Annotated in this window: 26 protein-coding genes; 14 read left to right on the top strand and 12 right to left on the bottom strand. The window is 33.5% G+C overall.

Annotation, left to right across the window (positions count from 1 at the left end; genetic code table 11):
• Nucleotides 1-18: 18 nt before the first annotated feature.
• Nucleotides 19-1,089, top strand: coding sequence for a M20 family metallopeptidase (locus M4L39_RS00400; RefSeq protein WP_277580208.1), 1,071 nt, complete (start codon nt 19-21; stop codon nt 1,087-1,089).
• Between the two features lie 91 nt (nt 1,090-1,180).
• Here M4L39_RS00400 and M4L39_RS00395 read toward each other — a convergent pair whose 3' ends face one another.
• Nucleotides 1,181-2,707, bottom strand: a complete 1,527-nt coding sequence (locus M4L39_RS00395) for an SLC13 family permease (protein ID WP_277580207.1) — start codon at nt 2,705-2,707, stop codon at nt 1,181-1,183.
• 253 nt (nt 2,708-2,960) lie between these two features.
• Here M4L39_RS00395 and M4L39_RS00390 point away from each other — a divergent pair, with 253 nt between their 5' ends.
• Together M4L39_RS00390 and M4L39_RS00385 are read left to right on the top strand one after the other, a co-directional pair.
• Nucleotides 2,961-3,470: a YfiT family bacillithiol transferase gene (locus M4L39_RS00390; RefSeq protein WP_277580206.1), complete on the top strand. Its 510-nt coding sequence runs from the start codon at nt 2,961-2,963 to the stop codon at nt 3,468-3,470.
• A 464-nt stretch (nt 3,471-3,934) separates the two neighbouring features.
• Nucleotides 3,935-4,615 (top strand): transglycosylase family protein, encoded by a 681-nt coding sequence (locus tag M4L39_RS00385; RefSeq protein ID WP_277580205.1) that lies wholly within the window; start codon nt 3,935-3,937, stop codon nt 4,613-4,615.
• A gap of 196 nt (nt 4,616-4,811) precedes the next feature.
• On the opposite strand, the gene M4L39_RS00380 is transcribed toward M4L39_RS00385, so the two are convergent.
• Nucleotides 4,812-5,480: an RluA family pseudouridine synthase gene (locus tag M4L39_RS00380; protein ID WP_277580204.1), complete on the bottom strand. Its 669-nt coding sequence runs from the start codon at nt 5,478-5,480 to the stop codon at nt 4,812-4,814.
• Between the two features lie 505 nt (nt 5,481-5,985).
• Here M4L39_RS00380 and M4L39_RS00375 point away from each other — a divergent pair.
• The 4 genes from M4L39_RS00375 to M4L39_RS00360 all read left to right on the top strand — a co-directional run bounded on the left by M4L39_RS00375 (nt 5,986) and on the right by M4L39_RS00360 (nt 7,891).
• The gene (locus tag M4L39_RS00375) at nt 5,986-6,696 is read left to right on the top strand and encodes a transglycosylase family protein (protein WP_277580203.1); all 711 of its coding nucleotides are present in this window, start codon (nt 5,986-5,988) and stop codon (nt 6,694-6,696) included.
• Between the two features lie 151 nt (nt 6,697-6,847).
• The gene (locus tag M4L39_RS00370; RefSeq protein ID WP_277580202.1) at nt 6,848-7,267 is read left to right on the top strand and encodes a hypothetical protein; all 420 of its coding nucleotides are present in this window, start codon (nt 6,848-6,850) and stop codon (nt 7,265-7,267) included.
• 11 nt (nt 7,268-7,278) lie between these two features.
• Nucleotides 7,279-7,629 (top strand): HAD hydrolase-like protein, encoded by a 351-nt coding sequence (locus M4L39_RS00365; protein WP_277580201.1) that lies wholly within the window; start codon nt 7,279-7,281, stop codon nt 7,627-7,629.
• Entirely contained in the window at nt 7,619-7,891 is a 273-nt protein-coding gene (locus M4L39_RS00360; RefSeq protein WP_277580200.1) for an HAD-IA family hydrolase, read from the top strand. Before M4L39_RS00365 ends, M4L39_RS00360 begins: the two co-directional genes overlap by 11 nt.
• Before the next feature lie 41 nt (nt 7,892-7,932).
• Here M4L39_RS00360 and M4L39_RS00355 read toward each other — a convergent pair whose 3' ends face one another.
• On the bottom strand, nt 7,933-8,886 hold the full coding sequence (locus M4L39_RS00355) for a rhodanese-related sulfurtransferase (protein ID WP_277580199.1): 954 nt from the start codon (nt 8,884-8,886) through the stop codon (nt 7,933-7,935).
• Nucleotides 8,887-9,241: 355 nt separating this feature from the next.
• The gene (locus M4L39_RS00350) at nt 9,242-9,460 is read right to left on the bottom strand and encodes a hypothetical protein (RefSeq protein WP_277580198.1); all 219 of its coding nucleotides are present in this window, start codon (nt 9,458-9,460) and stop codon (nt 9,242-9,244) included.
• Between the two features lie 152 nt (nt 9,461-9,612).
• Here M4L39_RS00350 and M4L39_RS00345 point away from each other — a divergent pair, with 152 nt between their 5' ends.
• Nucleotides 9,613-10,083 (top strand): peptide-methionine (S)-S-oxide reductase, encoded by a 471-nt coding sequence (locus M4L39_RS00345; RefSeq protein WP_277580197.1) that lies wholly within the window; start codon nt 9,613-9,615, stop codon nt 10,081-10,083.
• 68 nt (nt 10,084-10,151) lie between these two features.
• Here M4L39_RS00345 and rbsK read toward each other — a convergent pair whose 3' ends face one another.
• The 4 genes from rbsK to rbsR all read right to left on the bottom strand — a co-directional run bounded on the left by rbsK (nt 10,152) and on the right by rbsR (nt 13,607).
• Complete coding sequence (gene rbsK / locus M4L39_RS00340) at nt 10,152-11,066, bottom strand: ribokinase (RefSeq protein ID WP_277580196.1); 915 nt, start codon at nt 11,064-11,066, stop codon at nt 10,152-10,154.
• A 19-nt stretch (nt 11,067-11,085) separates the two neighbouring features.
• Complete coding sequence (gene rbsD, locus M4L39_RS00335) at nt 11,086-11,490, bottom strand: D-ribose pyranase (RefSeq protein WP_277580195.1); 405 nt, start codon at nt 11,488-11,490, stop codon at nt 11,086-11,088.
• Nucleotides 11,491-11,513: 23 nt separating this feature from the next.
• A complete protein-coding gene (gene rbsU / locus M4L39_RS00330) occupies nt 11,514-12,395 on the bottom strand; it encodes a ribose/proton symporter RbsU (RefSeq protein WP_277580194.1) in 882 nt (293 codons plus the stop codon).
• 216 nt (nt 12,396-12,611) lie between these two features.
• Entirely contained in the window at nt 12,612-13,607 is a 996-nt protein-coding gene (rbsR, locus tag M4L39_RS00325) for a ribose utilization transcriptional repressor RbsR (RefSeq protein ID WP_277580193.1), read from the bottom strand.
• 1,166 nt (nt 13,608-14,773) lie between these two features.
• On the opposite strand from rbsR, the gene M4L39_RS00320 reads away from it, so the two are divergent.
• From M4L39_RS00320 to M4L39_RS00300, 5 genes are all read left to right on the top strand, one after another.
• Nucleotides 14,774-15,853 carry a GntR family transcriptional regulator gene (locus M4L39_RS00320; protein ID WP_277580192.1) on the top strand — a complete coding sequence of 360 codons (1,080 nt, stop codon included), beginning with the start codon at nt 14,774-14,776 and terminating at the stop codon, nt 15,851-15,853.
• A gap of 142 nt (nt 15,854-15,995) precedes the next feature.
• Nucleotides 15,996-17,594: a xylulokinase gene (locus M4L39_RS00315; RefSeq protein WP_277580191.1), complete on the top strand. Its 1,599-nt coding sequence runs from the start codon at nt 15,996-15,998 to the stop codon at nt 17,592-17,594.
• A 1-nt stretch (nt 17,595) separates the two neighbouring features.
• Nucleotides 17,596-18,291, top strand: coding sequence for an L-ribulose-5-phosphate 4-epimerase (locus M4L39_RS00310; RefSeq protein WP_277580190.1), 696 nt, complete (start codon nt 17,596-17,598; stop codon nt 18,289-18,291).
• A gap of 12 nt (nt 18,292-18,303) precedes the next feature.
• Complete coding sequence (araA, locus tag M4L39_RS00305; protein ID WP_277580189.1) at nt 18,304-19,725, top strand: L-arabinose isomerase; 1,422 nt, start codon at nt 18,304-18,306, stop codon at nt 19,723-19,725.
• 71 nt (nt 19,726-19,796) lie between these two features.
• A complete protein-coding gene (locus tag M4L39_RS00300; RefSeq protein WP_277580188.1) occupies nt 19,797-21,206 on the top strand; it encodes a sugar porter family MFS transporter in 1,410 nt (469 codons plus the stop codon).
• A 150-nt stretch (nt 21,207-21,356) separates the two neighbouring features.
• On the opposite strand, the gene M4L39_RS00295 is transcribed toward M4L39_RS00300, so the two are convergent.
• The 4 genes from M4L39_RS00295 to cstR form a co-directional block, all read right to left on the bottom strand.
• Complete coding sequence (locus M4L39_RS00295; protein ID WP_002506432.1) at nt 21,357-21,488, bottom strand: beta-class phenol-soluble modulin; 132 nt, start codon at nt 21,486-21,488, stop codon at nt 21,357-21,359.
• Nucleotides 21,489-21,811: 323 nt separating this feature from the next.
• Complete coding sequence (locus tag M4L39_RS00290) at nt 21,812-22,420, bottom strand: class I SAM-dependent methyltransferase (protein WP_277580187.1); 609 nt, start codon at nt 22,418-22,420, stop codon at nt 21,812-21,814.
• 24 nt (nt 22,421-22,444) lie between these two features.
• The gene (locus M4L39_RS00285; protein WP_277580186.1) at nt 22,445-23,200 is read right to left on the bottom strand and encodes a sulfite exporter TauE/SafE family protein; all 756 of its coding nucleotides are present in this window, start codon (nt 23,198-23,200) and stop codon (nt 22,445-22,447) included.
• Nucleotides 23,200-23,460 (bottom strand): persulfide-sensing transcriptional repressor CstR, encoded by a 261-nt coding sequence (cstR, locus tag M4L39_RS00280; RefSeq protein ID WP_002506435.1) that lies wholly within the window; start codon nt 23,458-23,460, stop codon nt 23,200-23,202. Before cstR ends, M4L39_RS00285 begins: the two co-directional genes overlap by 1 nt.
• A 138-nt stretch (nt 23,461-23,598) precedes the next feature.
• Here cstR and M4L39_RS00275 point away from each other — a divergent pair, with 138 nt between their 5' ends.
• Nucleotides 23,599-24,669 carry a DsrE/DsrF/DrsH-like family protein gene (locus M4L39_RS00275; protein ID WP_277580185.1) on the top strand — a complete coding sequence of 357 codons (1,071 nt, stop codon included), beginning with the start codon at nt 23,599-23,601 and terminating at the stop codon, nt 24,667-24,669.
• Nucleotides 24,670-24,684 lie beyond the last annotated feature (15 nt).

Below are 24,684 nucleotides of genomic sequence, written 5' to 3'. Positions count from 1 at the left end.
GCATAGGGGGTAGATTGAATGGGCAAAACATTGGATTTATTACAAAAATTAATTACTTTTGATAGCTCTAATCAAGAAGTTGCAAATGAAACTATTGATTATTGTAAGCAGTGGTTGGAAGAACAGGGGCTCAAACCTGAAATTATATCTAACAATGATTATAAGATGCTTATTTGTAATGTAGGTGAAGGTAGTAAACGACTCATTCTAAATGGACATGTTGATGTAGTGAGTGGTAAGGAAGCACAATTTGAACCTGAAATTAAAGATGGCAAAATTTATGGACGTGGTTCTGCTGATATGAAAGCAGGTGTCGCGTCATTTATGGTTGCAATGACTGAACTTAAAGATGCTGATCTAGGTGATACAAGTGTTCAACTTCAATTAGTTACAGACGAAGAAATTGGTGGCCATAATTGTTCTGCTTACTTAACAGAACAAGGCTATTTAGGTGATTTTGTGATTTGTGCCGAACCAACTCAAATTGGAATTGGCTATCAATCTAAAGGTCTTTTACAATTTGATATCCAATTAAATGGCAAGTCAGCACATGGTAGTAGACCCTGGGAAGGTGAGAATGCCATTATAAAAGCGTATGAAGTATACGAAAAAATAATTGACTTGCCTTTTGCGAAACAATCATCAGATATTTTTGATGCTCCCTCAATCAATCTCGCTAAAATTTCTGGTGGTGAGGTTTACAACAAAGTACCAGACCAATGTACACTTTCAATTGATATCCGTTATTTACCTAACCAAGATAAAGATGACATTCTAGAACAAATTAAAGGTGTTACAGAGGATGGAATATCTGTGCATATGTCAGGTCCGAGTGTGAAAAATGAAATTGATAATCCTTATATTCAACATCTTGTAAAAGAAATAAAATCTGTAACTGGCAATCAAGAAGCTAATATTTTTGGACAACATGGTTTTGCTGATACAAGATATTTTTCAAGATATGATGTTCCGGCAATTGAATTTGGGCCTTCTGGTGATGCGTGGCATGGTGATGGTGAATACGCCGTAGTCGACTCATTAGATCAATATAAAGATATTATTGTAGGTTTTGGAAAAACGTTTAATTAGAGACAAGAAAGTTATTGTAGTAGATATAAAAATATAAGCGAACGCTCAATTTTAATCATTGTGCGTTCGCTTTTTTAATAATTAAAAGTGATTAAATGAAACCTATCCATTGCCAGTAAGTGAAACTAAATAATACGATAAGCAAGTAACCAATAACGGTGATTGGAATACCGGTTTTTAAGAAGTCTTTAACGGTAAACGTTTCTGTACCATATGCCAACATGGATTGTGGAGAACTCACAGGAAGCAAGAAGCCAAAGCTAATTACGAATTGTTGTATGAGTACAAAGCCCATAGACTGCTCTCCTAGATTTAATGTCGTTGTAAGTGAAATGAATACTGGAATCAATGCAGATGCTAAGCTTGTGGCACTTGCAAAACCTAAATGAATTAATATATTAAACAAAGAAATTAAGGCAATCGTAATCACTAACGGATAGTGTTCGAGGCCGATAAGACCAAAGGTTTGGTCACTTAACCATTGCGCAGCAGTTGTTTTTAATAACACATTACCTAGAGAGATGCCCACACCAAATACAATAATCGTTCCCCATGGAATACGTGACTCAGCTTCTTTCCATGTCATAATACCAATTTTAGGGGTTAACATGATTGCTAGCGCTAATAAAATAATGGAAGATGAATCAATCGGATGCAGCACTTTTTCTGTAGACCAAAGTAAAAGTAATGCAATTGAAATAGCGATGAGTCGCCATTCTTTAGCAGTGACAGGGCCCATCTCATGTAATTGTTTTTTGATCAGTTGTTTGCCTCCAGATATTTCGTTTACCTCTGGTGGCATTACTTTTAGCATAATGAAATAAAGGACAATAGACATCAATATAGACCACGGTCCAGCATAAAGGAACCATTGTCCCCATGAAATATCCATGCCTAATTGATCATTAATAAAATTGATAGCGACGATATTTTGAGCGGCCGCTGTCTTAATACCTATGTTCCAAATAGATACAGCTTGGACAGCCGTGATGACAAGTAAAGCAGCGAGTTTACTATTTTTAGAAATGCCAAAAGCAGTAACCATACCTAACAAAATAGGAATAACCGCGCCAGCACGTGCAGTTGCTGAAGGTACAAAGAAAGCTAGAAAAATTGCAACAATAATTGTGCCGATAACGATGCGGTTTGTCTTATTGCCTACCATAGAAAGAACGATAAGTGCGAGACGTTTATGTAAATTGGTAATTTGCATTGCTGTAGCTAAAAACAATGCTGCAGCTACTAGGGCAATGGCAGTAGATGAGAATCCACTAAAAGCGAGCTTCAATGCGTTAGTCGTACCGAATAAGCTACTCCCTTCTAAAACTTTACCACTTGCTTGTGGATTACCTAGTGACTCAGTTAAGTTTTCAACTGGACTAAATCCTAAGAGCAAAATAATTAAGCCGACAATGATCGCTGCAGATACAGGATAAGTGACAGCTTCAGTGACCCACAAGATAACAGCGAATACTAAGATAGCTAATGCACTTTTAGCCATGAAAGGTAAGGTGTCTGGCGTTGGTAATATCATAATAATCACAAGTGCAAGCACACTAATGATTAACCAAAGCGGTTTAAATGTGGTGTTTTTCTTCTTTGTTGAATGTTGTTTCATCTTTAAAGTGCTCCTTTTCTTATTTTTTCAATTTTATATTATCAAATCACTAAAGCGTGCTCACTATAAAATTAAAAAGTTCATAAAAATGCCTTTAGTTAAGAAGAAATATAAAGAAATGGTGAGAATCTACATTGTAATGACTGGAAAAATTGTGAGTATTTTATAAAATGTTTAAATATGAAGAAACAGAGAATAATAATGATAAAGAGCAATGTGCGTGAATTTAAATAAATGATAATAAGGTGATTAAATGGATGTAAGGTTTCCAATAGGAGAATTAGAAGTTCCAGATAAAGTAACATTGGATGATATTCAAAAATGGGCGAAAGAAATAGAAGGTTATACTGAACGCTTAAGAGAAACTGTAGACTCGCTAGATGATGAAGCGTTGAATGCAAAGTATCGAGCAGGTAGTTGGACAGTGCGTCAACTTGTACATCATATTGCTGACTCTCAATTAAATATGTATCAGCGTTTGAAGTTAGCACTCACTGATAATAATCCGACAGTACCAGCGTTTATTCAAGATGAATGGGTGATGTTGCCGGATAACGACTTACCTATCGAAAGCTCGATTAAGATGCTAGAAGGTATGAACGTACGTATCGTAGCGATTGCTAACAATTTAAATGAAGATCAATTAGCACAAACATTTACGTTAAAAGATAGTGGTGAAATAACCGTAGCTAAAAAAGTTGCAAAACTATCTTGGCACGAAGAACATCACTTAGCACATATTAAAATAGCACTATCTAAATAGTAGAATCTAAAAAAGCCATTCAAATTCCCATAATTTGAATGGCTTTTTTAATTTGTTATCTAATTGATTTGTATGATTTATACAGATATAGACGTGAAATATCATCTAAAAAATTTATAATTACGATTTTCAATAAATTGCAAATCGAAAAATAAGGTGGAATTGTACACAATTGACAAACAAATTACATAAATATTACGTGTTTATATTTTAAAATAATCTGTTTATAGACGTTCATGAAAGCTTTTCGTCACTTTTTCGCCATTATTAGTAACTTTTTCACTGTAATTTAGATGTAAAGAACATGCGTATATTTTAATTTGACTGTAACCTACAAACATTTTATGAATGTTATAGTATTATTTGTGAGTTAGTTGAAGCAGTAAATTATCTTTTAATTAAATAATTGAAATTCAACTACATAAAATAAAATAAAAATTACCTTTTGGGAGGATTTATTAATAATGAAAAAAACAGTAATCGCATCAACTTTAGCACTAGGATTAGGCGTAACAGGGGCAGCAGCAGGAAATTCAGCTGACGCATCAGAACAAAACGTAGACAAAGCACAATTAGCACAATTAGCTCAATCAAATCCAGAGCAATTAAATGAAGCACCTGTTCAAGAAGGTTCATATGACATAGACTTTAATCATAACGGTACAGACTATAGCTTTGAATCAGATGGTACAAACTTTAGCTGGAGCTTTGGTGGAGGATCAACTGAAGCACCTGCTCAACAAGAAGCACCAGCTGAACAATCAGCTGAGCCAGCACAACAATCAGCACCAGCTGAACAAGCTGCAGAACCTGCTCAACAAGAAGCACCAAAAACTGAAACAACTCAACAACCACAACAAGAATCTACTTCAAAAGAATCAAGTGAAGCTTCAAGTGGTTCATCAGTAAATGTTAACTCTCATTTACAAGCAATCGCTCAACGTGAATCAGGTGGCGACCTTAACGCTGTTAACCCATCATCAGGTGCAGCAGGTAAATACCAATTCCTACAAAGCACTTGGGATTCAGTAGCTCCAGCAGCTTACCAAGGTGTATCTCCAACAGAAGCACCTGAATCAGTACAAGATGCTGCAGCAGTTAAACTTTACAATGAAGTTGGCGCTTCACAATGGGTTACTGCATAATTCAAACAGTAATTAATAATTTAAAATAAAGTATTCAAAACCTGCTTCTATAATATAGAGGCAGGTTTTTTGATTTAATAAATAATTTGAAATAAATAAAACAAGCACGATTTAGATACTAATCTAGATCGTGCTTGTTTTTGTTATTAAAATATTTCCGAGGAAATGCAATTATAGTATGAATGCAATGAAAGTATTACAAATAACGTGACCAAATGCCTTCGCTTGGAATTGATTCTACAGATATAATTTCATCTTTAGTCGGATGTTTTATGCTAAGCTGCGATGCCCATAAAGCAATTTGTTGACCAGGTTTATTAATATGTTGTCCATATTTTTGGTCTCCATATAATGGTAAGTTTTGATTCGCAAATTGAACTCTAATTTGATGTGAGCGTCCAGTTCGTAATTCTACTTCCACTAAACTTTTCTTTTCAGCATTATGAATCATCTTGTAGTCTAAGATGGCTTGCTTTGCTTCTTTTTTTCTTGAATCTACCACATGTACGATGTTTTTATTCCGATCTTTCCAGAGATAATCTTTAAGTTCACCTTGGTTTTTTGCAGGTGCACCATGAACAACTGCTAAATATGTTCTGTCAAAGTTTTGTTTTCTTAGTTCATTTGATAAACGAGATGCAGCTTTAGATGTTTTAGCAAAAACCATAGCACCACCGACTGGTCTGTCAAGACGATGTACTAAACCAAGGTAAACCTTTCCTGGTTTATTATATTTTTCTTTAATGTAATCTTTTAACATAGATAATAAATCTTCATCTTTTGAGTCATCAGCCTGTACGGGTATATTAATAGGTTTTTCGACCATAAGTAAATGATTATCCTCATAAAGGACATTGATAAACATTGAACTCCTCCAAATTGATATAATGCTTTGCATAGTTAATACACAATATAAAAAATAATTAAAATTAAACCAACATAGTATATTATCACATTTAATAATAAATTCAATGTCATAAATTTAATTTAGGAATAAAAATAATATATTTAAAATAACGTGAAATTAAAAATGAAGTTAAAAGTAACTATATACTATTAGTGTAAAGATACATCATTGTCACACTAATTACATAGAGATTACATAGAGGTAAAGCCAAGTATTCTATTTATGAACTATCATGAAAGGATTTTGGTTGAATTTTCTGGAAATTATTAAGGTTTTTAGTGTAATGGGAGCGTAAAAAGACGATTGTTTTTTTAACTTCACTGTAACCCACAAGCTATTTATAGATGTTAAAGTGGGACTTGTAAATTAATTGAAGAAAGTAAATCATCTTAGTGGTGATTGAAATTACGAATTAATTTTAAATCTATAAAATGGAAATTATCTCTTAGGAGGATTATTAATAATGAAAAAAACAGTAATTGCATCAACTTTAGCAGTAGGATTAGGCGTAACAGGAGCAGCAGCAGGAAATTCAGCTGACGCTTCAGAACAAGGTGTCGACAAAGCAGACTTAGCGCAACAAGCTCAATCAAACTCTGAACAATTAAATCAAGCACCCGTACAAGAGGGTTCATATAATCATAACTTTACTCAAGATGGCGTAAACTACAACTTCCAATCAGATGGTACAAACTATACTTGGAGCTATGGTGAAGGTTCAAATGGTTCATCAGAACAAGCTTCAACTAATAGTGGTCAACAACAAGCTCAACCACAACAAGAACAAGCACAACAAGCAACTGCTGAGCAACCAACTGAACAATCAGCTCCACAAACTGAAGAAACTCAACAACCACAACAAGAAGCAGCTTCAACTCAATCTTCAGAAAGTTCAAATGAGTCTAGCTCAAGTGAGGCTTCAAGTGGTTCATCTGTAGAAGTTAATGATCACTTAAAAGGAATTGCTGAACGTGAATCAGGTGGCGATCTTAAAGCTGTTAACCCTTCATCAGGTGCAGCAGGTAAATACCAATTCTTACAAAGCACTTGGGATTCAGTAGCACCTGAAGAATACCAAGGTCAATCACCAACTGAAGCTCCAGAATCAGTACAAGATCAAGCAGCAATGGATCTTTACGAATCTGAAGGTGCTTCACAATGGGTTACTGCATAATATAAGCAGTAAAGTCTAATTAAAATTAAATATAGTTAAGTGAATAAACTAATCCCTGTCTCTACTTATATAGAGGCAGGGATTTTTATATGTAAGTAAATTTATTTTAAAAGTTGATTAACTAATGGATGTAAGGGAATAATATGATATTATGAAAAAACTTTTAACACATTTAATCGTAGCTTTGACGTTAGCAATTATATTGTTTTTGACTACTTTATTATTCGATTTATTTAAATCGATGCACTTAACGGCATTATTACTGAATATAGATTTTTTAATAGATGACAATGCTTCAAATGTTATTTTGGAATTTTTAATTCATGTAGGTATTACAATTTCACTTTATGCTTCACTCTATTTTATTTATAAAAAGTGGAGAAATTATTATTATATCGCGTTAACTTGTGTCATGATTTCATTTTTAGCATTGTATCCATTATTAATTTATATGGCAGTTAATCCTGTTTTTCAATTTCACTTCATGGGCTATATATGTTGGATTATTGCGCATATTATATTTTTAGTTTGTACGCATAGAGCAATTAAATTTATGGAGAGCAAGCTTTAAAATTCATAATTTTGTTAAAAAGTTATCATAGTAAAATTGAAAATGCAGTTTACACTTATTATGATAAAAAATTTTGGTTGAAACATAGTCGAGGAGAGATAACTTTAGATGAACTCAGGCAACTACGATTAATTGAAAGCTTAAAATATTTTAAGAAAAATATTACAGCGAAAGAAGCACATGAATATTTCTTAGCATTTTTTGCCATTATTATTGAACATATTAAACCTAATATAGCATTAAACAATTACCTTAATGAATTGAAAAAATACGTGAATATCGGTATATTAACTAACGGGAAAAATTTAGAACAAACGACTAAGATAGCGCGTTTAGAATTAAATAAGGTTTTTGAAAAATAATATATTTATATCTGAAGATATTGGAAGTGAAAAGCCTGATAGTGCTGCTTTTTTAAAAGTGGATCATATGCTAAATATCAAACCTGAGGATACAATATATGTAGGAGATTCTTGGGAAAATGATGTTACTGGCTCACTTAATGCAGGCATGAAACCGATTTGGTTTAATGGTGACAAAAAAATAAATGACAAAAATATAGAAGTTATTAATAGTAGTATTGAAAGGTTAGTAGAAAATTTGATAACACGAGTAAAACGTTAAATAAAAAACTGTTATGCATCTATGCATAACAGTTTTTTATATTATTGGCTTACAAGATTTTTGAAGTTTTCTAAGCGTGCTGCTTTTTCTTCTTCGCTAATGTCATGTTTTTTTACATAACGATTATTTTCGTGAGTTGCACATTCGTGTGTACAAGCACCTAAATAACGTTCTTCATTTTCTTCAGAAACAAGAATTTGTTTGTTACATTCTGGGTTGCTACAGTTGATATAACGTTCGCATGGCGTACCATCGAACCATTCTTTACCAACAACTGTTTTATCAACTTGGTTAACTTCTACACTAATACGTTCATCAAAGACGTACATTTTACCGTCCCATAATTCGCCTTTTACTTCGGGGTCTTTACCGTAAGTAGCAATGCCGCCTTCAAGTTGGCCAACATCCTCAAAACCTTCTTTTAATAAGTAACCAGAGAATTTTTCACAACGGATACCGCCAGTACAATAAGTGACAATTTTTTTGTCCATGAATTGCTCTTTATTTTCTTTGATCCAATCAGGTAGGTCTCTAAATCTTGTGATATCAGGGCGAACTGAGCCACGGAAATGACCTAAGTCGTATTCGTAATCATTTCTTGCATCAATGACTACAGTATCATCAGCTAATAAAGCTTCTCTAAATTCTTGTGGTGATAAGTAATTTCCTGTTAATTCTCTTGGGTCAACGTCGTCTTCTAAATCTAAAGCAACGATTTCTTCTCTTGGACGTACATGCATTTTTTTGAAAGCATGTCCTTCAGCTTCATCAACTTTAAAAGTAATCCCTTTAAATCTTTCATCTGATTTTAACTGTTCCATATATTTATCAGTGGCTTCTACTGTTCCAGAAACAGTACCATTGATACCTTCTGTAGATACTAAAATACGACCCTTAAGTTCTAAATCCTTACAAAAATCTAAATGCTCCGTAGCAAAAGTTTCGGGGTCGTCAAGTGTTGTATATTTATAATACAATAATACTCTATAATCCATAATTCGATTCTCCTCTAATCTATTCTTTTCATTATTATTAATATAAAATTTATGGTTGAAGTGGTTGGTTGTATTGAAGCAACATGATGCTTCATTTATAATTTATATACTCATATTTTCGAGTAAAAGAACAAAATTCTCCTTATTGCATTATAACAAAAAAAGGATAATATTCAATTTATTAATTTAAATTAGTGCAATGTTTTTATTATATATGAAAAGTACATTCGAAGAAATAGAAAAATTAATATGCTCTTCTCAAAGCAATCACTTTAATAGTGAAAACTATGAAAAGAGCATAGGTATATAGTATTTATTTTATAATTCTTGAAATTTGAAAGTAGTTATTATAAATTTATTTCTTTTTATTTGTACAAATAAGTGCAGCCACTAAGCCAATTGTACTTATAGCAAAAATAATGTTCATAATTGCTAAAGTTTCGATGATTACAACGTCTTTACCTAACCTTTCGAAGGCGTTTTGCTGCATTTCCTTTTCAGAACTTAAATCGCTTTGTGATCTTGAAGGTTTCTCCTCGATATCTTCTAACATTCTTTCTTCAACTTTAGGCATGTAATTCCTCCTTTGTACTACTTCACTATTTTCCCTTTTGACAAAAAATCAATCATACACCTTTGAAAAGGCTAAACTGTAAGTAATTGCAAATGGATGTGGTTATTACTATACTGAATTGATAATTGTTAGTTGAAAAGGGAGAGATGTAAATGGAAACGGTATACTTGGCAGGCGGATGTCTATGGGGTGTACAAGCCTTTGTTAAAACCTTACCTGGTGTAGTAGACACAGAAGGTGGTAGGGCAAATGGTATTACAGATACACTCGATGGAGAATACGATGGGTATGTAGAAGTCATTAAGACAAAATTTGATCCAGAAAAAGTGTCAGTTACAGACTTAATGGGATACCTATTTGAAATTATTGACCCTTATAGTGTAAACAAGCAAGGGCAAGATGTTGGCTTGAGATATAGAACAGGATTATACAGCGAAGATGCTAAACACTTAAAAGAGGCACAAGCATTTATAGATGCAATTGAAGATCATCATCTTATTGCAACAGAAGTATTACTACTGACTAATTACGTAAAAAGTGCGGGAGAAAATCAAGATAGATTAACAAGGTTCCCTGACGATTATTGTCATCTTCCTAAATCACTCGTAAACAAATATAAATAAGCGCATAAATAAACAAGGCGATTCTCATTATTCTGAGGACCGCCTTGTTTAATAATTATGAACTATCTTTAAGCTTTCAACACATCTTTTTCTAATGGAATTGATTTTTGAGCACCTTCAACTTGTACTGTAAGAGAAGCTGCTTTATTAGCGTAAGTAATACTTTGTTCAATATTAAAGTCTGTCATATTGAGACGACTTGCTAGCGCCCCGATAAAAGTATCGCCAGCTGCTGTTGTATCAACTGCTTTCACTTTAAACGAAGGTATCAAACCAGCAGTATTTTCTGTCGCGTAATAAGTACCTTGTTCACCAAGTGTGATAATTACAACTTTCATTCCTAAAGATAAAAAGTATTCGGCGTTTTGGTGCATTGATGCACGATCTGTAACTGCGATACCACTTAATAATTCTGCTTCTGTTTCGTTTGGCACAATAATGTCGGTTAAAGTAAGTAAATCTTTAGACAATTCACTTGCAGGAGCTGGATTTAAAATAGTAGGGACCTTGTTTTCACGTGCGATTTTAAAAGCGCTGATAATCGCAGGAACAGGCACTTCAAGTTGAGCAATAATATAATCTGCTTTTGTAATTGCGTCAGCTGCTTTATTTACATCTGTATCATTTAATTCCATATTTGCGCCACCATAAACTAATATTGTATTTTGTCCATTGGCATCAATTGTTATGAATGCTTGACCTGTTTGAGCAGTATCTGTTGTCATGATGTAGTCAGTATTCATATGCGCTTGTTCAAAATCTTCTAACATGAAATCTGCGTCGCCTTCAGTTCCTATCTTAGAGATAAAAGTTGTTTGGGCATTTGAACGTGCAGTTGCGAGTGCTTGGTTTGCCCCTTTACCGCCACCATAAATTTTTTGAGCATTTTGAAGATGTAACGTTTCTCCCGGTTTAACAAAACGATCTACATTTAAAATTTTATCTACATTGGTAGAACCAATAATTACAACTTTATTTGTCATAGTATATTCTCCTTTTTCTTTAAAATGTCACGTTAGATTCAAGTGCAATATTTGAAAATGGTGTCGTTTCCCCTGTACGAATATTAGCTTTTGTTAGTGAATGATTTAAATTTTGTTTCATTTCTTCGTGAGGAATAAATGAAATTTCTACATTGTCACCTATCAATGATTTAATTTGTTTAAGTTGTTCAGAGTTTTGCGTTTTGATTTCTTCCGCAAGAAATATTTTTTGAACTTCAACTTCTGATAAAACATTCTCTAAAACATCGATAAAGCGTGGTAAATCTTTAGTAATCGCTAAATCAATACGACGTTCGTCATTTGGAATCGGCATACCGGCATCGTTAATCGTTATTAAATCAAAATGACCCAGTGTTGCAATTGCATGTGATACATGACTATTTAAAACCTTTGTTTTTTTCATAATTAAATCTCCCATTCTATACTTTATTTAATAAATACTGTAACTGCGGCTGCTATTAATATAATCACAAGTCCAATAATAGTAACGATAAGTTCTTTCGGTGTTTTTCTCTGATTCAAGAAATAAATACCTGTTAAAGTAGCTAATACTACTGATGTTTGTGACAGTATGAATCCGGTCGCTAAACCATTCATATCTGACTGCGCAGAAATTAAGTATGTTAATGCACCAAATGCAAAGAACAACCCTGAAATAATTTGTTTCCAGCTGACTTTTTCTAAGAAAGCATTGCCTTGTTTCATATTCATAAATGCATAAATGACTGCAGCAAACACCATACCCATTGCTTGTGGTAAGAATGCTTCCATACCACTGATATTAGTTGCTTGAGGTGCTGCAGAGTAGGCCCAATAACCTATTTCACCTATAAGTAGTAAAATAACTGCATTTCTCAATTTCTTACTATATTGTTGTCCTGATTTTTCACTCCAAACTGTCATATATGCACCAATTAGCACAACAAGTAAAGCAGTGAATCCGATAATTTTATTTGTTAATCCTGGCCAATCTCCTAACGCAAAGACGCCCCACAGTGATGCACCTAAAAGTTGAAATGCAGTTGTGATTGGCATCGCTCTAGAAGAACCGACTAGACCAAATGCTTTAAAAGTAATGATTTGTCCAAAGCCCCAACCAACACCTGAGATCAATGAAAATATAAGATTCATTCCTGTTGGAAAATCGACACCTTGAATTAAGGCGAAACCTAATGCAAAAATCAACGTTCCTACTGTTGCTCCAAATATTTGGTTAACTGGTCGTCCGCCAAACTTAGATGCGATGGTAGGAAATAGGCCCCAGCCAAGTAATGGTCCAAGACCAATTAAAATTGCTATAATATCCATAAGACACCTCTATATATATTTATGTAGTGATTATTTTTAGGTAAAACGATTTAGTAAAACGTTTTACTACGTCATAATAACATCAATTTCTATTTTTGTACACGCTTTCATTTACACACAAAAATATAAGACCTAGAAGATAATTTAAAAATTGACAGCTGCTAACTCGAGTTAGATAATCAATTACATATCATTAGGTCTTATATTATGTGTGTTTTATTTTTTTAAATGTTGTGTTGTTTCTCTAATAATTAACTCATTATGTAAAGCAACGTTATGTAAAGTTGCATCATTTTGATTCAGCTTATGAGTGATTAAAGCTAATGAAGCTTCACCTATTTCTTTAATCGGTTGTGCAACTGTTGTGAGGGAAGGGACAAGATATTTTGCAATGTCTATATCATCAAACCCAATTACTGAAATATCGTTTGGTACGTGAAAGCCTTTATTGGCTAGACCACGCATAATACCAATAGCCATCTCATCATTTGTTGCAAAAATAGCACTGGATTTGGACTTTATAATGTCATCGAGGATTGCAAATCCACCTTCTTTACTTAAAGCAGTTTCGATAATTGTAGGCGATGGTGTCCCATGCGCTTCGCAATATTTGATGAAGCCTTCAGTTCTTGCTTTCATATTACTTGTCAGATTATAAGGTTGAATGATTGATATGTGAGTGTGGCCGTAATCAATAAGATGTGCGGCTGCAAGTTCACCACCATTGCGTTCATTTGTTTTTACGATATCAGTAAATCCATGGTCATCACTTTGATCTAGTACAATGTAGGGTATATTGTGATTTAATAAATATTGGTTTAAACGGGATGGGTTTTTAATCATCTGCGCAATAATCAGACCATCCATGCCTCGCTCGACAAGATGCATAATACCTTCTTCGATTTTATCTTTTTTTGTTGTTAAAAAGAATAAATCGACATCATCTGGTTTATGATCGTCCATAGTTTGCATCATCGTGGAAAAGAATGGATTAGTTAAATTAGGTAATAACACACCGATTAATTTTGTTTTGCTACCGCGTAATTGTTGCGCGTTTTTATTAGGGAAGTAGCCTAACCGCTCTTTAGCAGCAATGACTTTATTTACTGTTTCCTCTGAAAATCGGTCGCTTTTTTTATTTAAAATTTGCGAGACCGTAGTCAAAGACACATCTGCTTCTTTAGCTACATCTTTGATAGAAACTTTTTTCATTCAAGTTCACTCCTTATACAATCTATTCATTTAATATAATAAGTAATATTTTTATTAATTATAGCGTACCATGTATAAAGCAAAATGTATCAATTTCTTATTAATAAAATGAAAACGCTTTATACGAGGAAGTCTAAATTTTTCAAAAAGTGAAGAAAAGATAGGAGTGGCGCAGTTCATGTAGTAAAATATTTTTACAGACAAGTTGGAATAAAGGTGGCTAATCTCATTAAAAATGGGGTGATGCTTATGGTTTTGGTCTCTACTCCAAGAAAGGATAGAAAATGACTGATTATGAAATCTTAATGGTTGTGTTAACAATCATCGGTCTCATATTAGTTTGTAATAGCCCAAAAAATAACCTTCCAACTTTGGACAAGTTAAGGTTATTTTAACAACAAAGCCACCGTCTTTTTAACGGGTCTGTGAGGGAGATATGTTAGCGCATATCTTCTTCTTAATTGTAATATAACAACGGTTAATTCATAAGTCAAAAGATTTTATTATATTTTTAAAAGCTTATACAGAAATGTTTTAAGACCTCATTAGAATGATTCATATAGGGATAGTTAAATTTTTCAAAAAGTGAAGAAAAGATAGGAGTGACGCAGTTCATGTAGTAAAATATTTTTACAGACAAGTTGGGATAAAGATGGCTAATCTCATTAAAAATGGGGTGATGCCTATGGTTTTGGTCTCTACTCCAAGAAAGGATAGAAAATGACTGATTATGAAATCTTAATGGTTGTGTTAACAATTATCGGTCTCATATTAGTTTGTAATAGCCAAAAAAAATAACGTTCCAACTTTAGGCTAATAAATGTTGAAACATTATTTTGACATTAATTAAACAGCCACCGTATTTTAACGGGTCTGTGAGGGAGATATGTTAGCGCATATCTCCTTCTTAATTTTAATATAACAACAGTTAATTCATAAGTCAAAAGATTTTAGTGAGTGACGTTTCAATGGTGTAACAGTAGTTTTTCAAGAGGGAAGGCAGTATAAAACACGGCATTTAAATAAGTACGTAAATGCTTAAGATTATGTGATGAATTTAACGTTGAAGTTCAATTTTTCTTAAAATTTGATTCATTGAATAAATATGACGTATGCTATAATATGCGATACTAAGACAAATTGGTGAGACTAGGAGATTTTCAATTATGAATAAGCCGAAATATCAAATTGTAGCGGACGAAATTAAAGAAAAAATAATTAACAAAAGCTATCAAGTTGGAATGCTCTTACCTACAGAAAAGCAATTTCAGGATAGATATAATTTAAGTCGCTATACAATCAGACAAGCAATGGATTTATTAGTCAAAGAAGGATACATTAAAAAGAAAAAAGGTTCTGGCTCATATGTGAGTTACAATTACTTAAATACAAATCAGAACAATGAAACTAAAAAAATAGGTGTAATCGTGACTTATTTATCGGATTACATTTTCCCGAGTATTATTCGAGGCATTGAGAATGTATTAAAAAAACATGGCTATTCTTTAATACTAGCAAGTACGAATAATAACCATGAGGAAGAGCGTAAATGTTTAGAGATGATGCTGAATCAAGGTGTGACGGGGCTTATTATAGAACCGACTAAGAGTAATGTTTATAACCCGAACTTGTCCTATTATTCATTATTCAAACAACGAGATATTCCAATTTTAATGATTAATGCTAAGTATGATGAGTTGAATTTACCTTACATAGCAATCGATGATGTGAAATCAGGCTATTTAGCAACAAAATATTTAATAGATCAAGGACATGAAAATATTGCTTTAATCACAAAAATAGACGATAACCAAGGTAAATTAAGAATGAAAGGTTATTTTAATGCTTTTGAAAGTAATCATATTCTTTTTAAAGGCGAACATATTTATACATTCGATACTGAAAGTAAGCCACAAGTCATCGAACAGATCGTCCAGCATATTTGTAATAAAAAGATTAATATTACTGGTTTAGTTTGTTATAACGATGAAATTGCTTACGAGATTATTCAAAGGTTGAAAAAGCGAAACATTCAGATACCAGGTGATTTATCTGTGGTTGGGGAAGATAACTCAGTACTAAGTAAATTGAGTGAGATGGATTTGACTACAACTTCACACCCCCAAGAACTACTTGGTGGAAAAGCAGCAGAATGGATGATTAACGCGATAGATACAGATAAAAAACAAACGTCACAACTTATCGATACATATATTATCGAACGTAACTCAGTAAAAAAAATATAAAGATAGGCTCAAATCAATCACGCTATTGGTTTGAGCTTTTTTATAGCTCGAAACATGTACGGACATAAAATAATAAATGTTGACATGTACGGACAAATATTATAAGGTATATTTGAAAACGGTTTCAATAGGAGTGTTGGAAATGGATGGTTTGAAGAAAGCATTAAGCAGTGAAGATATATCGATTGGTATTGAACTTGGTTCTACAAGAATTAAAACCGTAGCGATTGATCAGCACTTAAATACAGTTGCATCCGGGCATTTTGAATGGGAAAACCAATTCGTAGATGGATATTGGACATATTCAATTAATGATATCTGGGTCGGTTTACAGAAAAGTTATAGTGCAATGACAACAGAAATGAAAGAAAAACATAATTTAACATTAAAACAAGTAAAGTCGATTGGTATCAGCGGTATGATGCATGGTTATCTAGCGTTTGATCATAATGAAGATTTACTTGTACCATTTAGAACTTGGAGAAATGGTACTACAGCAAAGGCAGCCACGTTACTTAGCGAAGCGTTCCAATTTAATATTCCAGAACGTTGGAGTATTTCTCATGTATATCAAGCTATATTAGATAAAGAAGCGCACGTAAATCAAATTGAATATTTAACAACGTTAGCTGGGTACGTGCACTGGTACTTAACAGGTGAAAAAGTAGTCGGTATAGGCGAGGCTTCTGGCATGTTCCCTATAGATGTTAATAGCAAAACTTATAGATCAGATTTATTAAATACAGCTGATGACTTATTTAAAGGAAAAGGATTTGAAAAGTCAGTAGAAGCTATATTACCTGAAATTAAATTGGCAGGTGAAAATGGTGGTCGTCTTACAAGCGAAGGTGCAACATTATTAGACCCTTCAGGAAATCTTGAAGCTGGTAGTGTGATGTGTCCGCCAGAAGGTGATGCTGGTACTGGTATGGTAGCAACGAATACAGTAGCACAGAATACAGGTAATATATCAGCCGGTACAAGTGCATTTGCAATGGTTGTCTTATCTGATGCATTAAAAGGTATGTACCCAGAAATTGATGTAGTAACAACACCTGATGGCAGTGAAGTAGCAATGATTCACACCAATAACTGTACTTCTGATATTAATGATTGGATGAACATATTTGGTGAAGTATTAAGCGTCATGGGCGTTGATTTTTCATCGGATAAGTTGTACGGACAAATATTCGAGCGTTCATTAGAAAGTGATGACAACATTGGTGGCTTACTTTCATACAACTATGTTTCAGGAGAAAATATCACAGACGTAGAGACAGGTTATCCATTATTTGTGCGTGAGCCAAAATATAATTTCAACTTAGCTAATTTTATGAAAATGCATTTATATAGTGCATTCAGTGCTTTGAAAATTGGAATGGACTTATTGAAAAATAATGAATCGATTAATATAGATAAATTAATTGCGCATGGCGGTATTTTCAAAACGAAAGGTGTCGCGCAACAAGTATTATCATCAGCACTTGAAAATAAGATTACCGTAATGGATACGGCAAGTGAAGGGGGCGCATGGGGTGTCAGTATTTTAGCATACTATACCGCACAAGAATCTCAACAACCTCTAGACACCTTTTTAAGTGAAGTTGTATTTTTAAACACAGAAGAAGTAACTGTGGAACCAGCGGAGCAAGAAGTGATTAACTTTAATAACTATGTAGAAAAAGTAAAACAAGGTTTACCTATAGAACAATCGATAGCTAAATATTTAGGAGGCAAATAACATGTTAGAAGCGTTAAAAGCTGAAGTTTATAAAGCAAATTTAGAATTACCTAACCGAGGATTGATTAAATATACATGGGGTAATGTGAGTGCCTTTGATGCAGAATCACAATTATTTGTTATCAAGCCGAGTGGCGTAGATTATGATGTCATGAAAGAAGAAGATATGGTGGTTTGTAATTTAGATTGTGAAGTGGTTGAAGGAGATTTAAAACCTTCTTCAGATATGCCGACACATGCTGTCCTTTATAAAGAATTTGGTGATATTGGCAGTGTCGTACATACGCATTCACCATGGGCAACAACGTGGGCACAATCAGGATTAAACGTGCCAGCTATGGGCACGACACACGCAGATACATTCTACGGCGAAATTCCGTGTGCTAGATTTTTAACGACTGAAGAAATCAATAAAGATTATGAGTATGAAACAGGCAATGTCATTGTTGAAACATTTAAAGAAAAAGATATCAATCCACATGAAGTACCTGCAGTATTATTGCACGGTCACGCACCATTTATTTGGGGAGATAATTGCGAGAAAGCTGTGATGAACGCAGTAGTGTTAGAAGAAGTATGTAAGATGAATATCTTCACAAGACAATTAAATCCATTCGCAGAAACGTTACCTAAAGCAATACTTGATAAACACTTTGAAAGAAAACACGGGGCTAATGCCTATTACGGACAAAACTAAGGAGGAAACAAAATGGCTACAACAAAAAAATTCTGGTTTGTAATCGGATCACAAGAACTCTATGGTGATGATGCGCTTGCACAAGTTAAACAAAATGCACAAAATATTACGGATGAATTAAACGCGAATGCACAATTACCGTTTGAGATTGAATTACAAACAAAATTAGCAATTTCAGCAGATGTAATTACAGATATTATGAAAGAAGCAAATTATCGTGATGATATTTTAGGTGTAATTACATGGATGCATACATTTTCACCAGCGAAAATGTGGATTAGAGGCACTAAATTATTACAAAAACCATTGCTACACTTAGCAACTCAATATAACAATGATATTTCTTGGGAAAACATTGATATGGACTATATGAATTTACATCAATCAGCGCATGGAGATAGAGAATACGGTTATATTAACCGCCGTCTTAATAAGAAAAATGAAATCATTTTTGGACATTGGAAAGATGAAAGTGTACAAAAACAATTAAGCGAATGGATGGTTGTAGCCAATGCTTATAATGAAAGCTTTAACTTAAAAGTTGCAAGATTTGGTGACAACATGCGTAATGTAGCTGTTACTGAAGGGGATAAAATCGAAGCACAAATCCAATATGGTTGGACAGTAGATTATTTTGGTATAGGCGATTTAGTAGAATATGTGAAGCAAGTAACAGATTCTGAAGTAGATCAATTATTTAAATCATATGAAGATTTATACGACTTTGATTACAGAGAGTACAGTGAAGCTGCATTTAATACTTCTGTTAAAGAACAAATCAAATATGAAATTGCGATTAAACGCTTTTTAGATGATGGCGGATATACTGCTTTCACTTCTAACTTTGAAGATTTACATGGTATGAAACAATTACCAGGTTTAGCAGTACAAAGGCTTAATGAACAAGGTTATGGCTTTGCAGGTGAAGGTGATTGGAAGACTGCTGCTTTAGACCGTTTACTTAAAATTGCTGCAGAAAATGAAGCAACAGGTTTCATGGAAGATTATACGTATGACTTAAGAAGTCACCAATCACATATTTTAGGCGCACACATGTTGGAAGTTGATCCAACACTTGCAGACACGAAACCTAAAATCGTTGTGAATCCACTAGGTATAGGTGGTAAAGAAGATCCAGCGAGATTAGTATTTGATGGAAAAGCTGGCGACGGTGTAGTTGTCACAATGATGGATTTAGGCACACACTTCAAGTTTATTGTGAATGAAATTACTGCTAAACAATTAGATGAACCTGCACCTAACTTACCAGTAGCTAGAGTGTTATGGGACGTTAAACCATCATTAGAACAAGGTGTGAAACGTTGGATTGAAGAAGGCGGCGGTCATCACACAGTACTGTCACTTAAATTGAATACATCGCAAATAGAAATATTATTAAACATGTTTGATTCAAAGTATACATTAATAAATTAAATTACAGTAGATTGTCGTTAATCAAATGGCGTAATGTAAGGCATATTTTGTTTTAAAAAAGGGTGAATGGGATGAAAATAAACAGTAAAGTTTCGAATCGTTTTATCTATTTCTTCGGCGCTTTTGGTGGGATACTTTTTGGTTATGACATAGGTGTTATGACCGGAGCATTACCATTTTTAAGAGAAGACTGGGATATTAACAGTGGATTTATAATTGGTTTAATTACTTCATCAGTAATGCTAGGTGCTATATTTGGTGGTATTTTAGCAGGTAAATTATCTGATACGCTTGGTAGAAGGAAAATGATTTTAATTTCTGCAATCATTTTCGTAATTGGTTCTGTTTTGTCAGGTATCGCACCACATGATGGTAGTTATTTCTTAATTATATCAAGGGTGATTCTTGGATTAGCAGTTGGTGCTGCATCAGCATTAGTGCCAGCTTACATGTCAGAAATGGCTCCAGCCAAGTACCGTGGTCAATTGTCTGGTATGAACCAAACAATGATTGTATCTGGGATGTTGTTATCATACATCGTAGACTATTTCTTAAGAGGTTTACCTGTTGAAATGGGTTGGAGATTAATGTTAGGAGCAGCAGCAGTTCCAGCAATCATTTTATTCTGGGGCGTATTAAAATTACCAGAGTCTCCAAGATTTTTAATTAAAAATAACAAATTTAAAGAAGCTAAAATAGTCTTAAGCAATCTTAGAAATAACCAAAACGTAGATAAAGAATTTGAAGAAATAAACAAGACAATTCAAATAGAAAGTAAGAATAAAGTAAACCAATCATTAGCAACATTATTTAGTGGCAAATATAAATATTTAGTTATCGCTGGATTGGGTGTAGCTGCGTTCCAACAATTCCAAGGGGCAAATGCAATATTCTATTATATTCCATTAATTGTTGAACAAGCTACTGGTAGCTCAGCAAGTACAGCTTTAATGTGGCCAATTATTCAAGGTGTTATTTTAGTATTAGGATCATTACTGTTCATTTGGATAGCGGATAAATTTAACAGAAGAACATTACTTATGTTGGGTGGTACTGTGATGGGATTATCCTTCATATTACCGGCAATTATCCATTTGTTCTTACCAAATGCGAATCCGATACTCATCGTGGTATTTTTAAGTATCTATGTAGCATTCTATTCATTTACATGGGCGCCATTAACATGGGTGATAGTAGGAGAAATCTTCCCGTTAGCAATTAGAGGATTTGCTTCTGGTGCTGCATCTTCATTAAATTGGATTGGTTCTTTCTTAGTTGGATTACTATTCCCAATTATGACAGTGTATTTCCCTCAACAAATCGTATTTGCGATATTCGGCATCATTTGTATACTCGGCGTACTATTTGTGAAAAAATTCGTTCCAGAATCTAGAGGACGTACACTAGAAGAAATCGAAGCAATCGGTTCTTCACATGCGTCAAACAATGAAAAAGCACAAGCACAAACTGAAAAAGTATAGTTAAGATATTACTTTGAGGCTGAGACATATATTTATGTCTCAGCCATTTTTTATTTTCAAACTACAAATGTTTAGAAGTTAAATTTAAGACCCTCTCTAAAAATATCACACGTGATTTTAGAGAAGGTCCTTTTTGTGAGAAAAATGACTTTATTTTAAGAAACCTAAAACAAAGTCTACACCGCTAGCTAATGCACTTGCAATGCTTGTACCCATAGTTACCCAATCATGAGCAATACCTGCTTGGATGGCATTATTTAGTGCTTCTATGATTGCTGACATATAAAACACCCCTTTCCAAGTATTTAAAATTAAAACAAAGTTTTAATTTATCAACTACAATATAAAATATTTCAGTGTTGATTTGCATGAAAATGCCTAACTAGAGGATTTTTATGCCTAAGTGTAATATTACTTATTTAATTGGAATTGTAAGAATTAGGTATCCCTTTGATTTTTTAATTATTTTATATTGAATAGTAGATTATGTAGACAAGGAATATAGAGGGGTGAATTTAAGTGATTTAAACCCTTCTATGCAATCCACATAATGCTATTAACTGTTTAGAAGGGCTATTAATAGAATATGATCATTTATTAATGAATTATAATTTTTCAATATGACCTTGTATTACAGAAGACAGACCTGTATGTTTTGTCCCTTCGTAGCGGTATGTTTCAAGCTTTTCTAGCATATGAATTCTAATAGCGTGTTGAGCTAAGTAATGCTTAATTTCGTCTATTTCATAAAGCATTGTCTTATCTTTAGGACCGCCTGTACGATATTTTAGTTGTTCTATTGAGTAAAATTCAAAATAACTGTGACCGTTTTTGACTAATGATTGAATAAGATTATTAAACATAGCTTGTTTGCCCTCGGTAGGGACATGACCAAAAATGTTAATACTATAATCAAATGTTGATTGAGTTGTTAGGTCCGGTTGTGTGATGTCACCATAATTTGCTTTTATACTAACACCGGTCTCTTGTGCTAGCTTATATTGTTTATCGATACCTACTTTAGACATATCATATGTTGTGACATCGTAACCAAGTTGTGCAAGGTAGATCGCGTTTCGGCCTTCACCTTCTGCGAATAATACTATATTTTGATTGTTTGTAGTGTTAGTTTGAAAAATGTTTTTCACAAACTCGTTTGCTTCCTCACCATAGATATAATTGTCTGAGTCGAATTTTTCATCCCAATGATTCATTATAAAGCCTCCTTTTAAATTAAGTTAGATTATCAGTTGCATAATTGCGATAATAATTAAAATACTCACAATCCATTTTTGTACAAAGCTTGGCACTTTATTGCCTACTTTTAAACCTAATGGCGCAAAAAGAATGCTCCCAATAATTAAAAATAGTGCATCTGTCATAGGTATATAACCTTGCATAAACTTTACAATGAAAGCTCCTATTGAAGACATAAAAGCAATGACGATACTGTTAGCGACAACAGTATTCATTGGTAATTTAAATACCACGAGTAGTATAGGAATAATAATAAAGGCACCACCTGCACCGACTATACCTGAAATAATACCTATTATAACCCCAATACTTATAAGTAAAGGACCGTTAAATTGAGAAGTTTGTGAAGAAGGCTTCACTTTAATAAACATCAATATTAGCGCTAATACAGCAATTATAATATATATAACGTTTATAAATGCAGCATTAAATAAATTTGCTAGGAGCGCACCTAAAACACTTCCTATAATCATGCCACCACCCATATAAATTACAAGTTGTGGAGAAAATTCAGGTTTTTTCCTGGCTTTTATTGAACCACTTAATGTACTAAAGAAAACCTGACTTGAAGTAAGGCCTGATGCGATATATGCACTATATGCAGGAGCGCCAAATAATGGTAGTAATAATAGGATAGCTGGGTAAATAATAATTGCGCCTCCAATACCTACTAATCCAGAGATAAATCCTCCAAATATTCCAATAAACAACATAATAGTTATTGTGAGAATATCCATTATTTACTTTTCACTAATAATTCAATGGCTTCGTTAATTAATTCTTGGGAATCTTCATTATTTTCATCTGCTTCTCTTACACACTCAATTAAATTTTCACTAATAATGACACCCATTAATCGTTGGATAGAACTTTTAGATGCACTAAGTTGAGTAATGACATCTTTACAATGCTTTTCGTCTTCCATCATTTTAATGACGCCATTTAACTGACCTTGTACTCGTTTTATACGGTTAACCATTTTTTTATCGTAATCCATAATTTTCCCTCCATATTAAAGACTAATTACCTATATACTAAGTGAATAAATTAAAAGTGTCAAATAGGGTCTGGGGTATTTGACAATAGTGTATACACACTTTATGATACCCCTATAGGTATTTTTAGGAGGATGAATATGAAAAAATATAACAAAAAACATATCAATGATTTAAGTGAATCAGAATTAGCAAAATTAGCTTCTGATGGTCAACTGATTGATGTTAGAACAGAAGAAGAACATGAATTAGGGCATATCAACGGTTCCATACTACATCCTGTAGATAACATTGAAACATTTAATCGCGATAAAAATAAAACTTACTATATACACTGTAAAAGTGGAAATCGTAGTGCTAAAGTGAGCGAATATTTATCTGACCAAGACTATGATGTAGTCAATTTAGAAGGTGGTTATCAAGCTTATGCACAGAACAATGTGAGTGAAGGTGAAGCAGTAGTAGAAAGTGCAGAGGTAGATATTAAGTCAGACCGTAAACAATTTAATTACAGTAATCTTCAATGCCCAGGGCCTATAGTTAATATCAGTAAAGAAGTAAAAAATATTCAAGAAGGTGACCAAATGGAGGTTACTGTTACAGATCCAGGTTTCTCTAGTGATATTAAAAGTTGGGTGAAACAAACAGGTCATACATTGGTAAATTTAAATGAAAATGGGCATGAGATTAAAGCTATTATCCAAAAAGAGCAACCCAAAGCTATGGAAGTTAACCAGACAGCTAAGGGCACTGCAATTGTATTGTTTAGTGGAGAGTTAGATAAAGCAGTGGCAGCAATGATTATCGCAAATGGTGCTAAAGCTGTAGGCAGAGATGTTACTATCTTCTTTACTTTCTGGGGGCTTAACGCCTTGAAAAAGGAAAAAACTTCAAAAGTGCGTAAGCAAGGTATTGCGAAAATGTTTGATTTGATGTTGCCGAAGTCCCCTTTAAAATTGCCGCTTTCTAAAATGAACATGTTTGGATTGGGTAATGTGATGATGCGTTATGTAATGAAAAAGAAAAATGTTGATTCGCTACCATCACTTATCAACCAAGCGATAGATCAAGATATTAAACTGATTGCATGTACGATGAGTATGGATATTATGGGCATTAAAAAAGAAGAGTTGAGAGATGAAATTGCCTATGGCGGTGTAGGTACGTATATCGGCGACACTGAAAACGCGAGTCATAATTTATTTATTTAGTACGAGTGTAACGGT

The organism is Staphylococcus equorum (assembly GCF_029531845.1).
Lineage (GTDB): Bacteria > Bacillota > Bacilli > Staphylococcales > Staphylococcaceae > Staphylococcus > Staphylococcus equorum_C.
The sequence above is the reverse complement of the archived record's forward strand: the minus strand, read 5'-3'. Positions and strand labels throughout refer to the sequence as shown.

Excerpts from the sequence above, each read along its gene's own strand:
- M4L39_RS00400 (WP_277580208.1), top strand. The coding sequence starts at position 19 with ATGGGCAAAACATTGGATTTATTACAAAAATTAATTACTTTTGATAGC.
- M4L39_RS00395 (WP_277580207.1), bottom strand. The coding sequence starts at position 2,707 with ATGAAACAACATTCAACAAAGAAGAAAAACACCACATTTAAACCGCTT.
- M4L39_RS00390 (WP_277580206.1), top strand. The coding sequence starts at position 2,961 with ATGGATGTAAGGTTTCCAATAGGAGAATTAGAAGTTCCAGATAAAGTA.
- M4L39_RS00385 (WP_277580205.1), top strand. The coding sequence starts at position 3,935 with ATGAAAAAAACAGTAATCGCATCAACTTTAGCACTAGGATTAGGCGTA.
- M4L39_RS00380 (WP_277580204.1), bottom strand. The coding sequence starts at position 5,480 with ATGTTTATCAATGTCCTTTATGAGGATAATCATTTACTTATGGTCGAA.
- M4L39_RS00375 (WP_277580203.1), top strand. The coding sequence starts at position 5,986 with ATGAAAAAAACAGTAATTGCATCAACTTTAGCAGTAGGATTAGGCGTA.
- M4L39_RS00370 (WP_277580202.1), top strand. The coding sequence starts at position 6,848 with ATGAAAAAACTTTTAACACATTTAATCGTAGCTTTGACGTTAGCAATT.
- M4L39_RS00355 (WP_277580199.1), bottom strand. The coding sequence starts at position 8,886 with ATGGATTATAGAGTATTATTGTATTATAAATATACAACACTTGACGAC.
- M4L39_RS00350 (WP_277580198.1), bottom strand. The coding sequence starts at position 9,460 with ATGCCTAAAGTTGAAGAAAGAATGTTAGAAGATATCGAGGAGAAACCT.
- M4L39_RS00345 (WP_277580197.1), top strand. The coding sequence starts at position 9,613 with ATGGAAACGGTATACTTGGCAGGCGGATGTCTATGGGGTGTACAAGCC.
- rbsK (WP_277580196.1), bottom strand. The coding sequence starts at position 11,066 with ATGACAAATAAAGTTGTAATTATTGGTTCTACCAATGTAGATAAAATT.
- rbsD (WP_277580195.1), bottom strand. The coding sequence starts at position 11,490 with ATGAAAAAAACAAAGGTTTTAAATAGTCATGTATCACATGCAATTGCA.
- rbsU (WP_277580194.1), bottom strand. The coding sequence starts at position 12,395 with ATGGATATTATAGCAATTTTAATTGGTCTTGGACCATTACTTGGCTGG.
- rbsR (WP_277580193.1), bottom strand. The coding sequence starts at position 13,607 with ATGAAAAAAGTTTCTATCAAAGATGTAGCTAAAGAAGCAGATGTGTCT.
- M4L39_RS00320 (WP_277580192.1), top strand. The coding sequence starts at position 14,774 with ATGAATAAGCCGAAATATCAAATTGTAGCGGACGAAATTAAAGAAAAA.
- M4L39_RS00315 (WP_277580191.1), top strand. The coding sequence starts at position 15,996 with ATGGATGGTTTGAAGAAAGCATTAAGCAGTGAAGATATATCGATTGGT.
- M4L39_RS00310 (WP_277580190.1), top strand. The coding sequence starts at position 17,596 with ATGTTAGAAGCGTTAAAAGCTGAAGTTTATAAAGCAAATTTAGAATTA.
- araA (WP_277580189.1), top strand. The coding sequence starts at position 18,304 with ATGGCTACAACAAAAAAATTCTGGTTTGTAATCGGATCACAAGAACTC.
- M4L39_RS00300 (WP_277580188.1), top strand. The coding sequence starts at position 19,797 with ATGAAAATAAACAGTAAAGTTTCGAATCGTTTTATCTATTTCTTCGGC.
- M4L39_RS00295 (WP_002506432.1), bottom strand. The coding sequence starts at position 21,488 with ATGTCAGCAATCATAGAAGCACTAAATAATGCCATCCAAGCAGGTATT.
- M4L39_RS00290 (WP_277580187.1), bottom strand. The coding sequence starts at position 22,420 with ATGAATCATTGGGATGAAAAATTCGACTCAGACAATTATATCTATGGT.
- M4L39_RS00285 (WP_277580186.1), bottom strand. The coding sequence starts at position 23,200 with ATGGATATTCTCACAATAACTATTATGTTGTTTATTGGAATATTTGGA.
- cstR (WP_002506435.1), bottom strand. The coding sequence starts at position 23,460 with ATGGATTACGATAAAAAAATGGTTAACCGTATAAAACGAGTACAAGGT.
- M4L39_RS00275 (WP_277580185.1), top strand. The coding sequence starts at position 23,599 with ATGAAAAAATATAACAAAAAACATATCAATGATTTAAGTGAATCAGAA.